Source organism: Streptomyces triticagri (assembly GCF_003429565.1).
GTDB classification, from domain to species: Bacteria; Actinomycetota; Actinomycetes; order Streptomycetales; family Streptomycetaceae; genus Streptomyces; species Streptomyces triticagri.
This window is the reverse complement of record NZ_QUAK01000234.1, coordinates 13,447-33,930: the sequence shown is the minus strand read 5'-3', so window position 1 is coordinate 33,930 and position 20,484 is coordinate 13,447. Positions and strand designations below refer to the sequence as shown.

16 protein-coding genes and 2 pseudogenes are annotated in these 20,484 nt (G+C 70.8%); 4 read left to right on the top strand and 14 right to left on the bottom strand.

Going from position 1 to position 20,484, the window contains the following annotated elements:
- The first annotated feature begins 213 nt into the window (after positions 1 to 213).
- Positions 214 to 1,752, top strand: coding sequence for an ABC transporter substrate-binding protein (locus DY218_RS31465; protein WP_128559578.1), 1,539 nt, complete (start codon positions 214 to 216; stop codon positions 1,750 to 1,752).
- A gap of 113 nt (positions 1,753 to 1,865) precedes the next feature.
- Here DY218_RS31465 and DY218_RS31460 read toward each other — a convergent pair whose 3' ends face one another.
- The 5 genes from DY218_RS31460 to DY218_RS31440 form a co-directional block, all read right to left on the bottom strand.
- Positions 1,866 to 3,464 (bottom strand): family 20 glycosylhydrolase, encoded by a 1,599-nt coding sequence (locus DY218_RS31460; protein WP_128559577.1) that lies wholly within the window; start codon positions 3,462 to 3,464, stop codon positions 1,866 to 1,868.
- 128 nt (positions 3,465 to 3,592) lie between these two features.
- Entirely contained in the window at positions 3,593 to 5,173 is a 1,581-nt protein-coding gene (locus tag DY218_RS31455) for a sulfatase-like hydrolase/transferase (RefSeq protein ID WP_199566914.1), read from the bottom strand.
- Complete coding sequence (locus tag DY218_RS31450; protein ID WP_128559701.1) at positions 5,170 to 6,051, bottom strand: ABC transporter ATP-binding protein; 882 nt, start codon at positions 6,049 to 6,051, stop codon at positions 5,170 to 5,172. Before DY218_RS31450 ends, DY218_RS31455 begins: the two co-directional genes overlap by 4 nt.
- A 2-nt stretch (positions 6,052 to 6,053) precedes the next feature.
- Entirely contained in the window at positions 6,054 to 7,880 is a 1,827-nt protein-coding gene (locus DY218_RS31445) for a dipeptide/oligopeptide/nickel ABC transporter permease/ATP-binding protein (protein WP_128559576.1), read from the bottom strand.
- Complete coding sequence (locus DY218_RS31440) at positions 7,877 to 8,818, bottom strand: ABC transporter permease (RefSeq protein WP_128559575.1); 942 nt, start codon at positions 8,816 to 8,818, stop codon at positions 7,877 to 7,879. Before DY218_RS31440 ends, DY218_RS31445 begins: the two co-directional genes overlap by 4 nt.
- A 303-nt stretch (positions 8,819 to 9,121) precedes the next feature.
- Here DY218_RS31440 and DY218_RS31435 point away from each other — a divergent pair, with 303 nt between their 5' ends.
- On the top strand, positions 9,122 to 9,772 hold the full coding sequence (locus DY218_RS31435; RefSeq protein ID WP_128559574.1) for a TetR/AcrR family transcriptional regulator: 651 nt from the start codon (positions 9,122 to 9,124) through the stop codon (positions 9,770 to 9,772).
- On the opposite strand, the gene DY218_RS31430 is transcribed toward DY218_RS31435, so the two are convergent.
- The 3 genes from DY218_RS31430 to DY218_RS31420 all read right to left on the bottom strand — a co-directional run bounded on the left by DY218_RS31430 (position 9,762) and on the right by DY218_RS31420 (position 12,893).
- Positions 9,762 to 10,169, bottom strand: coding sequence for an SGNH/GDSL hydrolase family protein (locus DY218_RS31430; protein ID WP_128559573.1), 408 nt, complete (start codon positions 10,167 to 10,169; stop codon positions 9,762 to 9,764). The two genes, DY218_RS31435 and DY218_RS31430, sit on opposite strands and share 11 nt — an antisense overlap.
- An 815-nt stretch (positions 10,170 to 10,984) precedes the next feature.
- On the bottom strand, positions 10,985 to 11,587 hold the full coding sequence (locus DY218_RS31425; RefSeq protein WP_128559572.1) for a TetR/AcrR family transcriptional regulator: 603 nt from the start codon (positions 11,585 to 11,587) through the stop codon (positions 10,985 to 10,987).
- 10 nt (positions 11,588 to 11,597) lie between these two features.
- Positions 11,598 to 12,893, bottom strand: coding sequence for a glycoside hydrolase family 1 protein (locus DY218_RS31420; protein WP_128559571.1), 1,296 nt, complete (start codon positions 12,891 to 12,893; stop codon positions 11,598 to 11,600).
- A gap of 196 nt (positions 12,894 to 13,089) precedes the next feature.
- Between DY218_RS31420 and DY218_RS31415 the strand changes: the two genes are divergently transcribed.
- The gene (locus tag DY218_RS31415) at positions 13,090 to 13,497 is read left to right on the top strand and encodes a VOC family protein (RefSeq protein WP_128559570.1); all 408 of its coding nucleotides are present in this window, start codon (positions 13,090 to 13,092) and stop codon (positions 13,495 to 13,497) included.
- 140 nt (positions 13,498 to 13,637) lie between these two features.
- On the opposite strand, the gene DY218_RS31410 is transcribed toward DY218_RS31415, so the two are convergent.
- The 3 genes from DY218_RS31410 to htpX all read right to left on the bottom strand — a co-directional run bounded on the left by DY218_RS31410 (position 13,638) and on the right by htpX (position 15,854).
- Positions 13,638 to 14,216 carry a dihydrofolate reductase family protein gene (locus DY218_RS31410; RefSeq protein WP_128559569.1) on the bottom strand — a complete coding sequence of 193 codons (579 nt, stop codon included), beginning with the start codon at positions 14,214 to 14,216 and terminating at the stop codon, positions 13,638 to 13,640.
- Positions 14,217 to 14,333: 117 nt separating this feature from the next.
- Positions 14,334 to 14,912 carry a PspA-associated protein PspAB gene (gene pspAB / locus DY218_RS31405; protein WP_128559568.1) on the bottom strand — a complete coding sequence of 193 codons (579 nt, stop codon included), beginning with the start codon at positions 14,910 to 14,912 and terminating at the stop codon, positions 14,334 to 14,336.
- 39 nt (positions 14,913 to 14,951) lie between these two features.
- Positions 14,952 to 15,854, bottom strand: coding sequence for a zinc metalloprotease HtpX (gene htpX, locus DY218_RS31400; RefSeq protein WP_128559700.1), 903 nt, complete (start codon positions 15,852 to 15,854; stop codon positions 14,952 to 14,954).
- Positions 15,855 to 16,164: 310 nt separating this feature from the next.
- Between htpX and DY218_RS31395 the strand changes: the two genes are divergently transcribed.
- Entirely contained in the window at positions 16,165 to 17,265 is a 1,101-nt protein-coding gene (locus DY218_RS31395) for a peptidoglycan recognition protein family protein (RefSeq protein WP_128559567.1), read from the top strand.
- 62 nt (positions 17,266 to 17,327) lie between these two features.
- On the opposite strand, the gene DY218_RS31390 is transcribed toward DY218_RS31395, so the two are convergent.
- The 3 genes and pseudogenes from DY218_RS31390 to DY218_RS35520 form a co-directional block, all read right to left on the bottom strand.
- On the bottom strand, positions 17,328 to 19,220 hold the full coding sequence (locus DY218_RS31390; protein WP_128559566.1) for an alkyl/aryl-sulfatase: 1,893 nt from the start codon (positions 19,218 to 19,220) through the stop codon (positions 17,328 to 17,330).
- Between the two features lie 209 nt (positions 19,221 to 19,429).
- Positions 19,430 to 20,267: pseudogene (locus DY218_RS31385) on the bottom strand (endo-beta-N-acetylglucosaminidase H); the annotation flags it as partial.
- Between the two features lies 1 nt (position 20,268).
- Positions 20,269 to 20,443: pseudogene (locus DY218_RS35520) on the bottom strand (chitinase); the annotation flags it as partial.
- Positions 20,444 to 20,484 lie beyond the last annotated feature (41 nt).

Here is a 20,484-nt window from a genome sequence, read left to right as displayed (position 1 = left end):
ACCTGCGACGACTCGACGACTCGTCATCACGGCTGCCGAGGCTCCGGCTTCAGGAGCGGCTGGGCCATCGACGCTCCCACGTCGCGCAGCCATTGACGCGCAGAAACCGATCACATTACGGTTTTCGTGAAGGGCAGCCCATCGGGATCTCCCGTGCCGTGCCCTGCCACGATCGCCGGCGACCCGCGTCCCGGCCCTGAAGACGGAGAGATCATGAAGTGGTACGCCACCAGGTCCGGGGCCGCCGTCGCCGTTGCCACAGCGGCCGCGTTCGCTCTCGCGGGCTGCGGGGGCGGCGGCGCTCCGGGCGCGACCGGGACGGCGGAGCTGAACATCGCGACGCTCACCCGCGCGCAGAGCCTGGACCCGGCCGACGCGCTCGGCGGCAATCTGCCGTACTTCCAGCCGGTCTACGACACCCTCATCAAGCGAGCACCGGACGGCAGCATGCGCCCGATGCTGGCCACCGAGTGGTCGTACGACAAGAGCCGGACCGAGCTGTCCCTGAGCCTGCGCAAGGGCGTGAAGTTCAGCGACGGGACCGTGTTCGACGCCGAAGCCGTCAAGGCCAATCTGCAGCACTTCAAGAAGGGCGGCGGAGGCGGCGCCAAGTACCTGAACATGCTGGACGAGGTCGACGTCACCGACGCCACCCACCTCACCCTGAAGCTGTCCGCCCCCGAGCCCGCGCTGCTCTTCTACCTCAGCGACGCGGCCGGCCTGATGGCCTCCCCCGCGAAGCTGGACGGCGACTCGCTCCGTACGACGCCGGTCGGCACGGGTCCGTACACCCTCGACAAGGCGAAGACCGCCGTCGGCAACCGCTACGTCTACGAGCGCCGGGCGGACTACTGGGACGACGAACTCCCGTTCAAGACCCTGACGATCAGTGTCTTCGACAACGAGACGGCCATCGTCAACGGCCTGCGGACCGGGCAGATCGACAGCGCGACCCTGCAGGACGCGAACCAGCAGACGGCGATCGGCTCCGGGGCCGGCCTCACCACCACGCAGTACACCTTCGACTTCCAGGGCCTGCTGCTCTTCGACCGGGGCGGCGTGCGCACCCCGGCGCTGCGCGAGGCGAAGGTGCGCCGGGCGATCAACCACGCGCTCGACCGCTCGACCATGGTGGAGAAGATCCGCCGCGGTCGCGGCGAGGCCACCGACCAGATCTTCGGCACCGGCGCCGAGGCCTACGACAAGGAGCTCGACTCCTACTACCGGCACGATCCGGCGAAGGCGCGGAAGCTGCTCGCCGAGGCCGGCTATGCCAAGGGCTTCACGCTCAAGCTGCCGAGGGTGTCCGCGATCGTCAGTGACGCGATCGCGTCCTCGGTCAAGACCGACCTCGGCAAGGTCGGCATCAAGGTGACCTGGGACGAGCTGGACGGTGGCAGCGCGGTGCAGAAGATCTACCGCGACCGCGCCTACTCGGCGATGGTGATGAACATGGGCCAGTCCGACACCGACTGGGTCACCGCGCAGGAGCTCGTGACGCCGGGCACGTTCAACATGTTCGGCTCCACGGACAAGACGGTGAAGCGACTCCTCGGGCGGATGCAGTCGGGTACGGAGGCTCAATCCGCCGCGGCTGCAAAGGAGTTGAACCGGCATCTGGTGGAGGAGGCCTGGTTCGCGCCCTTCTACCGCATGAAGTTCCTGCTGGTCGCCGGGGACGGCGTCAAGGTGGTGCCGCAGGCCGGCATGGGAGTGCCGTCGATCTACAACTACACTCCTGCCGGTTCCTGACGCCGGTACGTGGCGGGCCCCGGTGACGCGTCACCGGGGCTTCGCCATGTGCGGGACGGTGTCGGGAAGTTCAGCCGTGTCAGCACCGTCAGTCCTGTCCCGCGCCGAGGGTTTCAGTGCCAGCGGATCTCGCTGTCGGGGAAGTACGCGAGGCCCCGCGCGCGCCAGAGGGCCGCATGCCGCCCGAGGCGTTCGCGGTGCGACTCCCAGTCGGGGGCGGCTCCGCTCCAGGCCGCCTCGGCCACCCCGGCGAGCCGGGGCAGTAGAAGGGTGGTGACGTCGTCGAAGCCGCGCAGGCGCTCGGCGAAGAGGGTGGCCTCGACCCCCGCGATCCGCTCCTCGGGGATGCCGTGCCCGGCAGGCGTCCAGGATGCGGCCCAACGGGTGCTGCCCGGACGGTAGTTGGGGAACCCGAGCCCGGTCCGCTCGGGCGGGCAGTCGGCAGGGGTGACCTCGGCCGCGTAGGGCCGGTCGAGATAGAGGTGGGACTGCGGCGACAGGAGCACCCGTCCACCGCCGGCCAGGATCCGTGCCACGTCGTGGTCGGAGGGCGCGAAGAAGCGCTTGAGTGCGCGGATCCGCTCCACGGTGTGCCCGGCGGCGAGGAGTTCGGGCCGGTCCGCGAGTCCGTCCGCGGTGTCCGGCAGGTCCATCATCGCCACATCCACCCAGTGCTGCAGTACGTCGCCGGGCTCGACCCCGGCCCGGGAGGCCTCCTGCCAGGCCAGCGGGCGTTTGCCGAACTTGCCCACCAGCGAGCGCAGTTCACGTACCGACGCCGCGAGGCTCTGCTCCGTGGCGCCGAAGGCCTCGTCTCCGCCGATGTGTACGAAGGGGCCTCGGGTGGCCGCGCAGACCTCCGCGAGGACGGCGGCGACGACCTCGCGGGTGCGGGCGTCGGTCAGGTCGAGCGGCGGGACGAACGGGTACCTGCCGGCGAGGCCCTCGGGAGCCGGTGCGTCCGGGAGTCCCGGCACGGCCGCACGCAGGGTCGCGCAGTGCCCGGGCAGGTCGATCTCGGGGACCAGGGTGATGTGCCGGCGGGCGGCGTACTCCTGGAGGTCCCGGTACTCGGTGAGCGTGTAATACGTACGCCTCGCGTCCGCGGTGTCCGGTGCCGGTGTCAGGCCGGGGAAGCCGGGGATCTCGAGCCGCCAGCCCTCGTTGTCGGTGAGGTGGAGGTGGACGGCGTTGAGTTTGTAGAGCGCTGCGAGGTCGATGAGACGGCGGAGTTCCGTGCCGTCCAGGAAGGTGCGGGCAGGGTCGAGCATCAGGCCGCGCCAGGCGAAGTACGGTGCGTCGGTGAGCTGTTGACGCGTAATCAAGTCCGGGCCTGTGATCAGGAGTTGGGCCGCGGTGACACCGGCGCGGAAGGCACCCGTCGCGGTGTGCGCCCGGCAGGTGATTCCGTCGGCGTCGACCCGCATCTCGTACGACTCGTCCACGGGACGATCGTGACCCGAGGGCGGGACGCCGACCGGGGTTCGGGGGCCCGTCGTCGGTGTCGGACTGCTGGTCAGCCACAGGTGATGGCCCTCGTCGGTGGAGCCCGGCGGCAGCAGCCGGGGGCCGAGGTGTGGGGCGAGCAGTTCGCGCAGTGTGTCGGCCTCGGCCCGCAGTCCGGGATCGGACCGGATGTGCCAGTTGCCTGCGGTGAGCGGTGCGCCACCGCTGTCGACGGTGGTGGCAGGGGCGGGGATGACGGCGTTCATGGAGTCCTCCACCGGCCGCATCGGGCCCGGGGGCCCCGCGGCCGGACTGTGTGCGACAGGTGGGGCGAGAGGGCCGGGGCAGGTGGGCCGGGAGCAGTCGGAGCCGCTCCCGGCCGGGTCCGGCGCGCTCAGACAGCGCCGGTGTTCCTCAGGTGCGCGAAGACCCTTTCGAGGTGTTCCGATGCGCGCTCGACCGCGCCGTCCGGACGCGGGCGCCCGGCGGGTACGGGCAGGTCGACGCGCGGATAACGCGGATGAGGCTCGGCGGGAATGACGTCCGAGGTGTCGGCGAGCCAGTGCAGCAGCGCCTGCTGCATCCGCGCCTCCACCCCGGCATATTCGTCCCGCCCGGCGACATTGACCCGCTCGTCCGGGTCGCTGGGACGGTGGTACAGCTCCGGCTCCTCGTACAGCCGCCAGACGTAGCACCACTCCTTGTCTCGCACCGCGATCGCGCGGCCGACCAGCCGCGGATTCTCGTGCTGGAGCGCCGCCTTGAGGTCGTAGGGGAAGCCCGCCATCTCGAACTGCGGTTCCTCGTCGCTGGAGAACCCGCCCTCGGTGAAGGCGAATCGGCGGTGCTCCGTGTCCGGTCGTTCCAGGACGGGCAGCAGGCTGCGCCCGAAGTGCCGGTGGCCGGCCTCGAGTCCGGCCAGTTCCAGGACCGTGGGCACGATGTCGAGCAGCTCGACCATGGCATCCGTGGACTGCCCGGACGGCAGCCCACCGCCGGAGATGACCAGAGGGTCGCGGGTGATGCAGGAGTGCATGGCCGAGGGCCACTTCTCGATCAGCCCGTAGTCGCCGAGGTATTCGCCGTGGTCGGCGAAGAACAGGGTGACCGTGTCGTCGCGCAGTCCGCGGGAGTCCACGGCGGCCATGACACGGCCGAGCTGATCGTCCATCCGGGAGATCATCCCGTAGTAAGTGGCCGTGATCTCCCGCCACATGGCGGGTGAGGTGTCCGTGATCCCGAAGCGCTCCCGGATCGCCCGCATGTACGCCGGCTCCCGGTCGGAGTCGTCCGCGGCGGGCACCGGCGGGGGCAGGACGTCCCGGTCGTGCAGGGAGAACCAAGGGTCCTCGATCCCGAACGGGCAGTGCGGAGCGATCAGCGGGACGAAGAGCGCCCAGGGCTGCTCGGGGGGATTCTCCAGCCACTGGAGTGCCGTGCGGATGGTGGCCTCGTCGGAGTCGATCCGGCCGTCGTCGTCCTCCGTGCGGCCCTGGTAGTAGAGGCGGGCCCATTCCTCTCCGCCGGGCCAGCTCTCGACCCGCGGAAGGGTGGGCAGCACCGTGGGCAGGACGCCGAAACCGTGCTCGTCGACGCTGAGTTCGGTGACCCCGGGCGCGAAGGTGTCCCCGCGCAGGCCGGGCCAGGCCACGTGGTAGCCGCCCTCCTTGAGGCTGCGCAGCAGATTCGGCTCGTCCGGCCGGATGAGGTGGGTGAGGGTGCGGTGGCCGCCGGTGTGCGGGTACCAGCCGGTGAGGAAGGAGGCACGGCTGGGCGAGCAGACCGGATGCTGGACATAGGCGTTGTCGAACCGGGTCCCGCCCGCGGCCAGTGCGTCCAGGTGCGGAGTGTGCACGTACGGGTTACCGAAGGCACCGACCGCGTCGGCGCGCAGCTGGTCGGGGATGAAGAAGACGAAGTTGGGTCGGCTGCCGGGCATGGTGGCTCCTTCGCGGCGCGAAGCACTCGTGGTCATGTCTGCTGCTCCTTCTTCGCCACCCGGTCGGCGGCCGCCCGCCTGCGGCGCTGTTCGGCGACGTCGGCCACCGGTGAGGCGAGCAGCAGGGTGCGGGTGTACGGATGGCTGGGCGTGCCGGTGACGGTGGCGGCGTCGCCGGTCTCGACGATCTCGCCGTGGTGGATGACGGCCACCCGGTGGCTCATGAACCGGACCACGGACAGGTCGTGCGAGACGAACAGGTAAGCGACATCGGTGGCCTCCTGGATCTCCAACAGCAGGTCGAGGACGGTGCGTTGGGTGGTGAGATCGAGTGCGGACACCGGCTCGTCGCAGATGATCAGGCGCGGGTCGAGGGCCAACGCCCGTGCGATGGCGACCCGTTGGCGCTGGCCGCCGGAGAACTCGCGGGGCAGCCGGGACGCGGCGTCCGCGGGCAGCTGGACCCGCCCCAGCAGATCGGCGATCCGTTCCCGGGAGGCGCCCGCAGCGGTCCCCTGCGCGATGAGCGGTTCGGCGAGGGTGTCGCCGACGGTGCGCGAAGGGTTCAGTGAGGTGTACGGGTCCTGGAAGACGACCTGGAGATCGCGGGCGAGCCCGCGCCTGCGGCGGGCGCTCAGCCGGTCGATGCGCCGGCCGGCGAACGTGACGGTGCCGGAGGTGACCGGGGCGAGCCCGAGCACGGCGCGTCCGATCGTCGACTTGCCCGACCCCGATTCGCCGACAAGGCCGAGGGTCTCACCGGGCCTGATGGCGAGGTCGACGCCCTTCAGGACCTCGGTGGCGGGCGCGCGCCGGCCCTTGCCGGGGAAGCTGACACGGAGGCGGTCCACGGAGAGCAGGGCGTCGGCCGCGGAGACCTCGCGGTGGGCGGCCGGGTGGTTGCTCGGTTGCATGCTCATGCGGTGGCGGTCCTTGCTGTGCTCGGGTGCGGCTGCCAGGCGGGACGTGCGGGGGCGTCGTCGAGCACGGCGGACAGCAGGGTCCTGGTGTACGGGTCCTGCGGGGCGTCGAGGACGTCCGCGGCGTCGCCGGTCTCCACGATGCGGCCCGCGTTCATCACCGCGACGCGGTCGCAGAGGTCGGCGACGACGCCGAGGTTGTGGGTGACGAGCAGGACGCCGAGGCCGCGTTCGGTGCGCAACCGCCGTAGCAGGTCGAGGACTTCGGCCTGGACCCGGACGTCGAGTGCCGTGGTGGGTTCGTCGGCGATGAGGATGTCGGGTTCGCAGGACATCGCGCCGGCGATGAGCACTCGCTGGGCCATGCCGCCGGATATTTCGTGCGGGTAGCGCCGCAGCACCTGCTCAGGGTTCGGGATCTCGACCATGCGCAGCAGTTCGAGGGCGCGCGCGGCGGCCTCGGCGCGGGACAGGCCCAGGTGGTGGCGGAGCGGTTCGGCGAGCTGGCTGCCGACGGTGAAGGCCGGATCGAGATTGCTCATCGGCTCCTGCGGGACGTACGCGAGGGTGCGGCCGCGCAGGGTGCGGTGCTCGCGTTCGGGCAGTCCGACGATCTCCCGGCCGTCGACGGTGATGCTGCCGCGGGCGATCCTGCCCCCTTCGGGCAGCGTGCCGAGCACGGCGAACGCGGTCTGCGACTTCCCGGATCCGGATTCGCCGACGAGCCCGACGATTTCGCCCGGGTGCACGTCGAGGTCCACTCCGTGCACGACGTGCTTGTCGGTGCCGTCCGCCTGTGCGTAGGCGACGACCACGTCCCGTACGGAGAGGAGCGGGGAGCGCCCGGTGGCGTCGGCGAGCGAGGCGGTGCGGGTGGCGGGTTCGATGCCGGCGGGGCGGCCCCGCACCTTACGAGGGCGGCTGCGCTTGCGGGCTGCGCCGGCCCGGTCGTCCAGGGCGTCGCGGATGGCGCCGGCGAGCAGCACGAGCGCCGCGTTGGTGAGGCCGAGGGCGAGTCCGGGCCACAGCATCAGGCGGGGTGCGCGCTGGATGTTCTGGAACCCCTCGTTGAGCATGGCGCCCCAGGTGGCCGAGGACGTGCTGCCGATACCGAGGAACTCGAGCCCGGCCTGCAGGGCGATGGCGATGCCCGCGACCAGGGACACCTGGATGATGACCGGGCCGCGCACCACGATCAGCACGTGCCGGGCCACGATGCGGGTGTCGCCGAGGCCCGAGACCTTCGCGGCGTCCACGTACAGTTCGCCGCGGATGTCGGCCACGATGCCACGTACCAGGCGGAAGAAGCTGGGCGCGACGAGCACGCCGAGCACCACCATCAGGACCCATACCCGGGGGCCGAGGATGGCCCGGGACGCGAGCAGTACGACCATCGCGGGCAGCGCCATCACCAGGTTCACGATCCAGCCGGCGGCCGCGTCGAACCGGCCGCCGTAGTAGCCCGCGTACAGCCCGCTGGGTACCCCGAGCACGAGGGCGATCGCCAGGGCGAGCACCGCGCCGCCGAGGGTGCCGCGGCCGCCGTACAGGATGCGCGAGAGGATGTCGCGGCCCGCCGAGTCCATGCCGAGCGGGTGGGCGGCGCTGGGCTGGGCGAAGGCCTCGCTGAGGGTGGATGCCCCGGGCGCCTGCGGCGCGAGGAGCGGGGCGAGCAGCACGGCGAGCACCAACAGGGCGAGTATCAGGGCGGACAGCGCGCCGAGCGGGTTGCGCAGCACTCGGCGGACGGTGCCGGTGCGGCGTACCTGCGGAGTGTCGGCGCCGGGCTCGGGTGCCGTGGTCGCGGGGAGGTTCTCGCTCATGCGACCCTCGCCTTCGGGTTGAGCCAGCCGATGAGGATGTCGACGGCGAGGTTGATGAGGACGACGCCGACGACGGTGAGCATGACGAGCGCCATGATCACGGGGATGTCGCCGCGCGTGGTGTAGGCGACGGTCATGCTGCCGATGCCGGGCAGGCCGAAGATCTGCTCGACCAGGACCGCGCCACCGAGCAGCCCGACGAACTGCATGCCGAGCACCGTGAGCGCGGGCGCGGAGGCGTTGCGCAGCACATGCTTGAGGACGATGCGCCGGGTGGTCAGGCCGCGGGTCCGCAGCGTGCGTACGTAGTCCTGGCGCAGTACGTCGATGACGGCGCCGCGCACCTGTTGGGACACGCCCGCGACCGAGGCGACGGAGAGGGACAGGACCGGCAGCGTCACCGTGGACAGCCAGCCGCCGGGCGATTCGGTGAACGGGGTGTAGCCGATGGCGGGGAACCAGCCGAGCTGCACGGCGAAGACCAGGACGAGGATCAGCGTCACGAGGAAGCCGGGCAGTGCATATCCGGCGACCCCGATGATCTGCACGGCCCGGTCGACGGCGCCGCGCCGCACTCCGGCCCAGACACCGAGCAGGAACGACAGGACGGTCGTCACGACGGTGACGCCGAGGACGAGGCTCAGGGTGACGGGCAGCCGTCCCGAGACCGCCGTCCCGACGTCCTCACTGGTGAACCACGAGACACCCAGATCGCCGCGTACGGCATGCGCCAGCCAGTCGGCGTACTGCTCGATCACGGGCCGGTCGAGTCCCAGAGCGGTGTTCTTGGCGTCGACCGCGTGCTGATCGGCGCCCTGGCCGAGGAGTTGGCGCCCGACGTCGATGTCGGGGACGGACAGCAGGAGGTAGGTGAAGGCGGAGATGACGAGCAGGAGCACGGCACCTGCCGCGATCCGGCGTGCGATGAAGTTCAGCATGAGACTGGCTTTCCGTCCGGCTGTCCGCCCGGCCTGGCGGAGATGGGATGGCGTGGCGGTGGGCTGTGGCGGCCGCCGATTCCGGCGCGGCGTCGGGTGCCGGCGTCCGGTCGGTCCGTGCGAACCGCCTGGTCGGCGGTACGGGCGGTGGGTGCCTCCGGCGCGGTGCGGGCGAGCCTACACACCGGACCGACCGGCCGGTAGGTGTTCCGGGTGAAGAATTAACCAAGTGGTAGGTTTCGCGGCCGGGCCCGCACCGGGCAGGATGGCGGTCGCCGCCGAGCCCTGTGGAAGGACGCCGAGTTGAGTCATCCGGGAGACACCCCCGTCAGACGCCCGTCGAAGGGCGAGCGCACCCGTACGCGAATTCTTGAGTCCGCGTCCGCACTCTTCTCCCGCTCCGGGTTCCACGCCGTGTCGCTGCGGGACATCGCGGCGCACGCGGGCCTGACGCATGCGGGCCTGCTGCACCACTTCCCCGGCAAGGAGGCCCTGCTGCTCGAACTGCTCGGCCACCGCGACCGGGCCGACGCCCAGGGCCTGTTCCCCACGGCCCTGGACGCGGACGCCCCCGAGCCCTCGCCGGAGCAGTGGCTGTCCCGGCTGCTCGACGTCGTCGCACGCAACAGCACGACACCGGGCCTCGTCGCCCTGTACGCGAATCTGTCCGCGGAGGCGGCCGACCCCGAACACCCGGCACACGACTACTTCGTGCACCGCTACCGAGTGGTGCGCGAGGGCACGGCACGCGCCCTCGGCGCACTCTTCGCCGCGGCCGACCCGCCGGTGACGGACGACCCGGACGCGGTGGCGGTCCAGCTCATCGCCCTGATGGACGGACTGCAGACCCAGTGGCTCCTGGAGCCGGACGCGGTCGACATGCCGGCCCAACTCCGCGCCCTGTTGCGCCGCTACGGCGTGGACCCGGACCCCGCGGCCCGGGTCAGCGCCTGAGCGCACCGACGACCTCCTCGGTCATGGCGCGATGGCCGGCGCCGTTGGGGTGGAACCCGGCGCCGTCACCGACGTCCTCCGGCTCGACCCAGCGGACTCCGACGGGCTTGCAGGCGTCGCGCCCGATCGAGGGTGTGTACGTGTCCACACAGGTGGCGTCGTACACATTGACCTGCTGCGCCGGCATGGTGTTGAACTGCCGCTCCTTCTCACCGAACCAGCCGAGGTCGCCGTCGGCGAGCGGGATCGCCTCGCGGCAGGGCGCCCCGTCGCCCGGCCCCCCTTGCCCCGAGCTGAAGGAGTCACCGAGCGCGACGTAGCGCTCGCCGGTCGGGGCTTCGGCCGCGGGGGCTGCGGTGGGCGCCGGGGTTGCGGTGAGCGCCGGTGCATCGGCCACGGCGGTCACCGTCGGCTGTGCGAGCGCGATCGCATCGACGGCTGCAACCAGCCCCGCACGGGCCGCCGTTCGCCGTCGCGACGGGCGCGTGGCCCGGGAGCCGTCGGTCGAGGGTGGCGCATCGCTTTCCGGCATGGGGCGGTACCTCGCTTCGCAGAGGGCGGGTGTCGGGTCGCGGTGTGCGGCCACCGGCGGTCCGCGCATCTCCCGATTTCCAAAACCGTACGGTGATCGGTTTCTAGTCGTCAAGAGTCCCCGCACCCTGTGACCGCGCGACCGAGGCCGAGGGCCACGGCTCCGCCCGCCCAAGCGGTGAACTGGGCCTGTACGCACCGGTGTCCAGGCACGGGCCGCCGCGCGTGAGCGCAGGCAGGGACAAGGCCAGGGAGGCGGCGACCGCCACGCATGGGTCGCGGGGGCGCCGCGAGACCGAGACGCCGGGGCGCTGTCCGGCGGATCTTCACGGATCGACCCGCGGAGCCCGGTCGCGACTCCCCCAGGCTCAGGCCGGGTTGTGGCCCCAGGCGCGCGCTCAGCCGACGCACGGATCCCCTTCGCGCTGGACGCACTTGGGTGATTCGGGCGTACGACTCGTGGGCCCCGGCCGGAGGTTGAGGGAGCGCGCCAGGCACCGCGGACCCACAAGATCCGGCCGACACGGCCGCGCGGCGACGCTCCACCGTGCCCTCACATACGGCCACTTGACCGGCGTGGCCGGCTGTCACGTCACGGACTCCAGGCCACCCCGCCCGGGCCGAAGTCCGCTCATCGCCCTCGGGGAGCGTGCCCCGGCCGGACACCTGAGGCCGCCGCGATCAGCCGCCGTCGGCGGGAGACACCCCGCTCCCTGCGAGGAGTTCGAGCAGCCGCATCACGTCGTCGATCGGCTGCTCCATGTCGACCGACCGGTCCGTCAGCCACTGCAGCTGGATCCCGTCGGCGAGTGCGATCAGCAGCTGCGAGAGGCGCTCCGCGGGGATCGCGTCGGTGATCCGGCCCTCGTCCATGTGCCCCTGCAGCGAGCCGGCGAGCCGCTCGCGGATCACCGGATAGCGCTCGGCGAAATGCGCACGGGCCGGATGCTCCGGATCGCTCGCGGCGGCGGCCATGGACACGAACAGTTCGACCAGGCCCGGGGTGGACGCGCCCTCCCGCATCACTTCGCGGTAGTTGAAGGCGGCGCCGCGCTCGATCTGCCGGGCCCGCGCGGTCTCGTCACGCGCCTGGAGCACCCGGGTGAGCAGGTCCTCCTTGGAGTCGAAGTAGTGCATGAGGCCCGGCAGGCTGAGATTGCACCGGGCCGCCACCTTGCGCAGGGAAGTGCCCCGGTACCCCTCGGCCGCGAAGATCTCCAGTGCGGCCTCGAGGATCTCCGCGCGCTTCGCCTCGCCCTTCTCGTACGGACCCCGTTTCGCCATGCCGGTCAGCCTAACGCGAGGACACGGCACCGGCTTCCGGCAGCTCGGCGCCCTCCGGGATGCGGCCGGACCGCGCGAGCGCGCCGAGCCGGCGGGCCGACTCCTTGGGCGTACGGACGAACGTCTCCCGGTCGACCGCGATCAGACCGAAGGTGGGGCGGTAGGTGCCCCATTCGTAGTTGTCGAGGGCGCTCCAGTGCAGATACCCGAGCACCTCGATGCCGTCGCGCATCGCCTCGGCCAGACTCGCGAGGGCCCTCGTGGTGTAGTCGATGCGCCGCCGGTCGTCGGCGGTCGCGATGCCGTTCTCGGTGACCAGGACCGGCACCTGCGGACCCACCACCTCCGCCGTGTGCCGTACGGCCTCGCCGAGTGCCTGCGGGTAGTACTCCCAGCCGGTGAGCGTCGTCTCGGCGTCGTCCGGGACCGGCAGGGGACCCTCCTTGCCGATGCGGTGGCGGGTATAGGCCTGCACGCCGATCCAGTCGTCCTGCCGGGACGCCTCCAGGAAGATGTCCTCGCGGAGCCAGGCATGGGCGTCCGCCACTTCCTGGGCGCCCGGCTCGGCCTGGTAGACCTGGTTGGCGATCGTCCAGCCGACCCGGAGGCCGGGCGCGGCCGACCTGAGTACGGCCGAGGCGGCCCGGTGGGCGCGGATGAGTGCCTCCGCCACCGCCGCGTCCGGCTCGATGGAGGCGGGGTCGATGGCCGCCGCCCCCGTCGGGGCGTCCTTCTGCTTGCCGTGCGCGATGCTCTCCCAGCCGTGCTGCGCGGCCACCTCCCGGATGGCGTGCATCACCGCCAGCATGTTCGGCTCGTTGATCGTGACGACGTACCGTACGCCGGGCTGCAGGATCTCCACGGCCGTACGAGCGAATGCGGCGAAGAGTTCGGCGGAATCGGGGGCGAGCCAGCCGCCGCCCTCGCTGAACCAGCGCGGCGAGGTGAAGTGATGAAGCGTCACGACAGGGGTGAGGCCGCGCTCGAGCGCACCCTCCACCATGGCCCGGTAGTGCGCGACGGCCGCCCGTGAGATCTGCCCGCGCTCCGGCTCGATGCGGGCCCATTCGATGCCGAACCGGTAGGCGTTGAAGCCCAGTTCACGCAGCAGGTCCATGTCCTCGGGCCAGCGGTGGAAGCTGTCGGCCGCGTCGCCGCTGGGTTCGGCGACGAAAGTGCCGGGGCGCTGCTCGATCCCCCACCAGTCGCTGGAGACATTGTTCCCCTCGACCTGGTGGGCCGATGTGGAGGCTCCCATCAGGAAGCCGTTCGGCAGATCGAGGCCCGGGCCGGTCGGGGTCGTCATCAAGGCGCTCCTCCCCGCACGTTCGCATCGCTCGGCGACCGCGCGGCAGTCTAAAAACATACACTGAACGGTTTTCGTGTCAGCGTACACATCAGGCAGGAGCCGGGGAAAGTGGATCCACGAGTACCGATGAGTTCCCGGCCGCACCCGGGTCCATCTCTTCGTACGGACACACACCGTGGGGAGACACCAAGCCATGTACCAGCAGATGATCTTCGTGAACCTGGCCACCGGCGACCTGGACGCCGCCAAGAAGTTCTTCGCCGAGCTGGGGTACGCGATCAACCCCCAGTTCAGCGACGAATCCACGGCGTCCATCCCGCTCAGTGACGCCATCGTGGTCATGCTCCACACCCCCGAGAAGTACGCCCAGTTCACCAAGAAGAAGATCGTGGACTCGACCTCTTCAAGCGAGGTGCTGCTCGCCCTGAGCGCGGAGAGCCGCGACCAGGTCGACGACCTGGTGAACAAGGCGGTCGCCGCCGGCGGCACGGTCAGCGGCGAGACCCAGGACTACGGCTTCATGTACGGCCGCGCCTTCGACGACCCGGACGGTCACACCTGGGAGGTCGTCTGGATGGACCCGGCGTCCATCGAGGAGTGAGCCGAGCGCGTCGCGGCCCGCACGTCACAGCCGGCACGTCGCGCGCGCACCTCGCACCACCCGCAGCACGAACTCACGCCCCCGCACGGCAGGTCGACCGCCTGTGACGGGGGCGCAGTTCGCGGTGCCGCGGCCGGCCCTCAGCCGTGCAGGGCGGGCCGGTAGACGAGTTCCGTGATGTCGTGGTCGAGGGTGCGGGACTCGATCAGCTCGAGGTCGAAGTCGGCGGCACCCTGGAAGACCGGGTCACGGCCGGACTCGCCCGTGATCACCGGATAGAGGGTCACATGGACGCGGTCGACGAGGCCGGCGGCCATCAACGCCCGGTTCATCGCCAGGCAGCCGTGCGAGCGCAGCGGGACGTCGGAGGCCTCCTTGAGACGGCCGACGACCTCGACCGCATCGCCGTGTTCGATCGTCGCGTCCGGCCAGTCGAGGGTCGTCTCCAGGGTGGTCGACACCACCGTCGTCGGCAGACTCCGCATCCGGGTCACCCACGGGTCGCGCACGTCCGAGCCCTCGGTGCTCTCCGCCAGCATCCGCGCGAACAGCCGAAACGTGTTGGCTCCGAACACCATCCGCTGCTCGCCGCCGTACAACTCGAGGCGCCGATCCAGGAGTTCGGGCCCCTGCTTCCCCCAGTAACCGGTCCAGTCGCCCGCGGCTGCGCCGAAGCCGTCCAGGCTCGAGAAGACGTCGAAGGTGTAGGTGGCGGTCATGATGTTCTCCCGGCTTCCTCGCGAACGATCGTGCACTTCTCGGAGATCGAGACCGCCGGCACGGGCCGGACTCATCGCCGGCGGGCGGACGTTCACACCACCGGGTCACACCCCGGGTCACAGGCCCGGAGCACCCCAGACCGGGAACCAGCGCGCGAGGTCCTCCTCGACGCGCAGGTCACCCTTGACCGCGGCTCTGACCTGCAGCTCCAGCGGGTTGTCGCGCTTCTCGCCGGGCAGCGGGGCGAACGGGTAGAAGGTGCCCCGCTTGTAGAGGTAGACCAGGGCGAGCGGGCGCTGCTCCGCATCGTGGAAGGTGACCAGGGAGCACAGGAGTTGGGGCCCGAAGCCGCTGTCCTGCAGGGCCGAGTTCACCGCGTGCAGATCACTGACCAGGGCCGGCAGGTCACCGGGATCACGGCGTGAGAGCAGCCACGCATAGCCGTAGTCGTCGCGGCCGGACTCCACCGGCGTACCGCCCCGTTGGGAGTCGGCGTCCAGCAAGGCCCGTACGTCCTGCTGCACTTGGGCGAAGGCTCCTCCTTCGATGGCGGCGAAGCACACCGAGCCCGCCCCGGTCGGCGTGAAGCCGGCGGCCGCCTGGAGGGTGACCGCCGCCGACGGCAGGGCGAAGAGCCGGTCGAGGTCCGGCTTGACCGGCTTGGTCCGGCCGAACAGCACGTCCAGGAGTCCCACAGGTCCGTCAGCTCCTTCGGCCGGAGTCGGGGCGTACGGTCATCCCGGCTCCCCCAATTCCGCGGACATCGCCGAGAGCGCCTCCAGACGGCGCTCGAGGCTGGGGTGGGTGGAGAACAGCTTGGCCAGCGCCGTGCCCGGTCCGAGGGCGGGGGTGAAGAAGAAGGCGTTGAACGCCTGCGCGGTGCGCAGATCCCGGGTCGGGATACGGGCCACATCGCCGCTGACCTTGGTGAGCGCCGAGGCCAGCACGGACGGTTTGCCGGTGAGCATGGCGCCGGCCCGGTCGGCGGCCAGCTCGCGGTAGCGGGACAGGGCACGGATCAGCAGGAAACTGATCGCGTACACGAACGCGGACACCGCCATCACGATCGCCAGGACGGCGGCCGTGTTCTGGTCGCGATTACGTCCGCCGAAGAGCTGCGAGTAGAAGGCGAAGCGGACGATGAGTCCGGCGATCACGCCCAGGAACGACGCAATGGTGATCACCGCGACGTCACGGTGTGCGACGTGGGACAGCTCGTGCGCGAGCACCCCCTCGACCTCCTCGGTGGTCAGGCGGCGCTGCAGTCCGGTGGTGACACAGACGACCGCATGATCGGCGTTGCGGCCGGTGGCGAACGCATTGGGCAGATCCATGTCCGACACGGCCACCCGGGGTTTGGGCATGTCGGCGGCCGCGCAGAGCCGGTCGACGATCCCGTGCAGCTCGGGCTGCTCCTCCCGGCCGACCAGGTGCCCGCGCATGGCGTGGAGCGCGATGCGGTCCGAGAACCAGAACTGCGCCACGAGCAGGGCCGCGGCGATCACGACCACCAGTACGACGGACTTGAGCAGCACGATCAGGGCGGCGACGAACACCACGTACAGCAGCCCGAGCAGGAACATCGTCAGCACCATGCGGACGGTCAGCTTGCGATCCGGCTCGAAACGGCTGCGCATCGTCATCACCCCGGACCTTCAGCGTCCGGCCCGCCGGGCTCCGGCGCAACCCCGGGCCGACCGCCCGCCCAGGGGCCACGCCGGCCGCGCGCCGCCCGCCGCCAGAGGTGCGACCAACGAAGAGCGGCGTCGATTCGCTCGGCTACGCGGCTTTCTCGGTCGCGCTTCTTTCAACCGGCCCGGAGAACCTGGGGAATTCGCCTCCACGGGGTTGTCGCGTACATGTCTCACTGCTTCCCTGGCCAGGCGTGCCACGCCTGACGTACCGGCCTCCAGACCGCTTGTCCCCCCACACGCACAGGGAGCACTCATGAGCTCGCAGCCCGGACTGAACCGTCGAGCGCTCATCCGCAGCAGCATGGTCGCCACCGCGGCCGGGGTCGTCGGCCTCGGCGGCGCGAACGCCGCCTCCGGCGCCACCGCGCGCCGGTCCCCCACCGTCCCCGCACAGGCACGAGCCCGCCGCGCCGCGGCCGAGCCGCGCATCTACACCACCGAGGAGTGGGGAGCACAGGCTCCGACCCAGGACATCGTCGTACTCGACCGGGTGCCGACCTACATCGTCGTCCACCACACCGCTGATCCGGGCAACAGCGAGGACTACTCGCTGGAGCACGCCATGGAGATCTGCCGCAGCATCCAGAGCGCCCACATCGCACGCGGCTTCGGGGACAGCGGCCAGCAGTTCACCAACAGCCGCGGCGGCTACGCCCTGGAGGGCAGGCATCAGAGCCTCGGCGTGGTGCAGGGCGGCACCCAGCATGTGCAGGGTGCCCATGTGGCCGACCACAACAGCGAGACGATCGGCATCGAGAACGAGGGCATCTACGTCGACGTCGACGTCCCGCAGGCCCTGTGGGACTCCCTCGTCGACCTGGTCGCCTGGATCGCCACCCAGTACGACCGTCCGGTCGCCGACATCATGGGGCACCGCGACTTCAACTCCACCGAGTGCCCGGGCACGGTTCTCTACGGCCGTCTCCAGGAACTGCGCGACGCGGTGGCGGACGCCATGGGCGTGGCCAGGGTCCCCGCCCCCGAGGTGTGGCCGCTGCTGCGCCCGAACGCGGTCGGCCCCCAGGTGCGCGCGGCCCAGTACCTGCTACGGGCCAAGGGGTTCACCGGCGTCGGCACCACCGGCGTGCTGGACGCGGCCACGAAGCGGGCGGTCGTGCGGCTCACCGAGACGCACCGGATCGAGCGGCACAGCTGCTCGGCGACGTACCACTCCGCCGTCGACGAGACCGGATACCTCGGCTCCGACATCTGGCCGCTGATCACCCCCACCGGCCGGCCCGGTGAGAACGAGGACGTCGCCGCGGCCGTGGAGACGATGCGTCGCGCGGGTGCCAGGACGCCCGCGGCCGCGGGAGCGTTCACCCTGAGCGACTGGAAGCGCCTGCTGGCCTGACGGCGTCCAGCAGGATCCGGTCGTGCCTCGGCCGCGCAGCGTGGGCCGGTCGGACGGACCGGCTACGGCGTGACGATCGGGAAGTCCGGGTCGCCCGGATCGAGTACGGACGAGAGCGTCTCGAGGACCGACACGTCACCCTCGACCTGGATGCCCGCCTGCGCGAGGGCGTCCGGGGTCGGCTTCCCCAGCGCCAGCGCGGGCAGGGCCTTGGCGGTGGTCGTGAGGGTGACGTCCGCCGTGCCCTGCCGCGGTGCGGAGCTGTAGGTGAGCGCGCCGTTGGTCAGGCTCAACCGGTAGCGGTCCTGGGCATCGGTGAGGACGACATCGATGCTCAGGTTCTCGTTCCAGGCCTTGGGGCCGTCGATCTGGATGGCGATCGCATCGAACAGCATGGGCGGCGTGAGGTTGGCGATGATGTCGCCGGATGCGGCGACGGTGGGCGTGCCGAATCGGCCGTCGCGCAGCTCGGTGGTGCCCGACAGGTAGAAGTTGCGCCAGGGGCCGTTCTCCGCCCCGTACCCGAGCTGCTCGTAGGTGTCCGCGAGCAGTTCGCGGGCCGCGCGGTGATCGGGCTCGGCGAACACCACATGGCCGAGCACCTCGGCCGCCCAGCGCAGATCGCCCGATTCGAAGGAGTTCCGTGCCTTCTCGACCACGGCATCGGCGCCGCCCATGAACTCGACGTACCGCTTGCCCGCCTCCACCGGTGTGTGCTGCCACAGGTGGGCCGGATTGCCGTCGAACCAGCCCATGTAGCGCTGGTAGATCGCCTTGAGGTTGTGGCTCACCGATCCGTAGTAGCCGTGGGTGTTCCACGCCTGCTCGAGGGCCGGCGGCAGTTCGAGGTGCTCGGCGATCTCGGTGCCGGTCCAGCCCTTGTTGATCAGGCGCAGGGTCTGGTCGTGCAGATACGCGTAGAGGTCGCGCTGGATGCCGAGGAACCGCACGACGCGCTCCTGGCCCCAGGTGGGCCAGTGGTGGGAGGCGAACACGACGTCGGACTTGTCGCCGAACAGGTCGATGGCCTCGGTGAGGTGGTTCGCCCAGGAGTGCGGGTCGCGGACCACGGCGCCGCGCAGCGTCAGCAGATTGTGCAGGTTGTGGGTGGCGTCCTCGGCCGTGCACAGCGCCCGGAGGTCGGGGAAATGGATGAGCATCTCCGACGGCGCCTCGGTGTCCGGGGCCATCTGGAAGACCATGCGTACGCCGTCGACGACCTCCTCCTGCCCGGTGGTGGTGATGTCCACGGTCGGCGGGATGAGCGTGAGGGTGCCGGTCGAGGTGGTCTGCCCGAGGCCGGCGCCGACCTGGCCCTGCGGACCGCGGGCGAGCGCGGCCCCGTACATGTACGCGGCCCGTCGGCCCATGGCCGTGCCCGCGTACACGTTCTCCGACACCGCGTGCTCCATGAACCCCTCCGGCGCGAGCACCGGCACCCGCCCCGCCTCGACGTCCTCCTGCGTGGTGACGCCCTTGACACCGCCGAAGTGGTCGACGTGCGAGTGGGTGTAGACGACGCCCGTGACCTCCCGCTCACCGCGGTGTTCGCGGTACAGGGCCAGCGCCGCCTCGGCCGTCTCCTTGCTCAGCAACGGGTCGATGACGACGACGCCCCGGTCGCCCTCGACGAACGTCACATTGGACAGATCCAGGCCGCGTACCTGGTAGATGCCTTCGACGACCTCGAAGAGCCCCTGTTCCGCCACCAGACGGGACTGCCGCCACAGGCTCGGATTCACGCTGTCGGGAGCGTCACCCGTCAGGAAGGCGTAGCTGTCGTTGTCCCATACGACCGTGCCGTCCTCCGCCGCCACCGCGTTCGGCTCCCGGCGAGCGATCAGGCCGCGCGTCGCATCCTCGAAGTCCTGGGTGTCGGAGAACGGCAGGCGCTTGCGCAGCTCTTCCTGCTGCTTGGCGACGAACGGCTGGACATGCTTCGGCGTAGAGGTCATGGCGCCAGATTTGCACCGTTTGCCCTGCCCTGCATCCGGACGTGGGCGCCCTGGGTCAGGGCGTACGAGGCAGGCGGGAGGCCGCCGAGTCCTGTTCGGCGCGCAGGGCGCCGAGGGCCCCGGCGGCGGGTGCACGAGATCCCCGATCAGTGCGACGGGCCCGACCGCGCAGTACCGGGACCGCCACGGCAGCGTCCCCTGGTGACCTCCTACGGGGAGTGGACGGCGTCGCTGCCGTACAACTCCCTGGTGAACGCGGAGACATCGGCGCTGCGATCGGTCCCGTCGAGGTTGTACGTCAGAAAGACGCCGTACCCCTCGGCGACGGTGCGGCGGGCGAGGTCGGCAGTCGTGCTCTGCGAGGTCCCGCCGATCTCGACGGCGGCCGGGGACAGCTTCGACTTGGGCAGTGCGATGTCGGGCACCTGCCATGTGCCGTAGTACGGGTTCCAGGCGTAGTCGAACTCGGACGACACGTCGACCCCGCCGTCGGAGAGGCGTGATGCGGCGGGGCCGATGTTGTACAGGCTGATGATCTTGTCCGGCATGTTCGCACGCAGCGCCGTCACCAGGTGCACGAACGAGCTGTCGTTGGGCTGGCCGGTGCCGTTGTTGCCGTACTCGGCGTACTCGTCGTCGAAGTCGATGCCGTCGAGACCGTACTCGGTCACGGTGTCCGACAGCTCGGTCGCGAAGGCCGAAGCGGCTTCCTGGGACGGGAAGTTGGCGAAGCCCGCGCCCTGGTGGTTGCCGAGCACCGAGAGGACGACCTTGATGCCCTTCTCCTGCAACGGCCGTATCTCGGTGTCGGCGTTGTCGAGGACGCGCTGCACATTCTCGTTGAAGTGCAGATACGCCTCCTTCTTCTCGGTGTCGTAGTTGATGTTCGCCGCGAAGATCACGGCGACGTCGAAGACCTGGTCGCCGCCGTCGGCGAGGGTGTACTTGCCGGCGTTCAGCATGCTGTGGTTGTTCACCTCGATGTACGCCACCGAGGTCGGCCCCTCCTTCGCGGGAACGGGAGCCGGAGCGGGAGCGGGATCGGGANACGCCACCGAGGTCGGCCCCTCCTTCGCGGGAACGGGAGCCGGAGCGGGAGCGGGATCGGGAGCCGCTGCCGAGCCCGCCGCACCTGCTGTGGCGGTCGTGCCGAAGGCGAGGGCAGCGACTGCCGCGAGTGCGAGAGCCGCCGTCCGCACTCTGCTCCGTACCGAAGTGGACATCGTTGATCGGACTCCCCTCGCGTGGGCCGGCGTCCGGCCCG

What these genes read in the sequence shown, in the direction of transcription:
- DY218_RS31465 (WP_128559578.1), top strand. Translation starts at nt 214, where the DNA reads ATGAAGTGGTACGCCACCAGGTCCGGGGCCGCCGTCGCCGTTGCCACA.
- DY218_RS31460 (WP_128559577.1), bottom strand. Translation starts at nt 3,464, where the DNA reads ATGAACGCCGTCATCCCCGCCCCTGCCACCACCGTCGACAGCGGTGGC.
- DY218_RS31455 (WP_199566914.1), bottom strand. Translation starts at nt 5,173, where the DNA reads ATGACCACGAGTGCTTCGCGCCGCGAAGGAGCCACCATGCCCGGCAGC.
- DY218_RS31450 (WP_128559701.1), bottom strand. Translation starts at nt 6,051, where the DNA reads ATGCAACCGAGCAACCACCCGGCCGCCCACCGCGAGGTCTCCGCGGCC.
- DY218_RS31445 (WP_128559576.1), bottom strand. Translation starts at nt 7,880, where the DNA reads ATGAGCGAGAACCTCCCCGCGACCACGGCACCCGAGCCCGGCGCCGAC.
- DY218_RS31440 (WP_128559575.1), bottom strand. Translation starts at nt 8,818, where the DNA reads ATGCTGAACTTCATCGCACGCCGGATCGCGGCAGGTGCCGTGCTCCTG.
- DY218_RS31425 (WP_128559572.1), bottom strand. Translation starts at nt 11,587, where the DNA reads ATGGCGAAACGGGGTCCGTACGAGAAGGGCGAGGCGAAGCGCGCGGAG.
- DY218_RS31420 (WP_128559571.1), bottom strand. Translation starts at nt 12,893, where the DNA reads ATGACGACCCCGACCGGCCCGGGCCTCGATCTGCCGAACGGCTTCCTG.
- DY218_RS31415 (WP_128559570.1), top strand. Translation starts at nt 13,090, where the DNA reads ATGTACCAGCAGATGATCTTCGTGAACCTGGCCACCGGCGACCTGGAC.
- DY218_RS31410 (WP_128559569.1), bottom strand. Translation starts at nt 14,216, where the DNA reads ATGACCGCCACCTACACCTTCGACGTCTTCTCGAGCCTGGACGGCTTC.
- htpX (WP_128559700.1), bottom strand. Translation starts at nt 15,854, where the DNA reads ATGCGCAGCCGTTTCGAGCCGGATCGCAAGCTGACCGTCCGCATGGTG.
- DY218_RS31395 (WP_128559567.1), top strand. Translation starts at nt 16,165, where the DNA reads ATGAGCTCGCAGCCCGGACTGAACCGTCGAGCGCTCATCCGCAGCAGC.
- DY218_RS31390 (WP_128559566.1), bottom strand. Translation starts at nt 19,220, where the DNA reads ATGACCTCTACGCCGAAGCATGTCCAGCCGTTCGTCGCCAAGCAGCAG.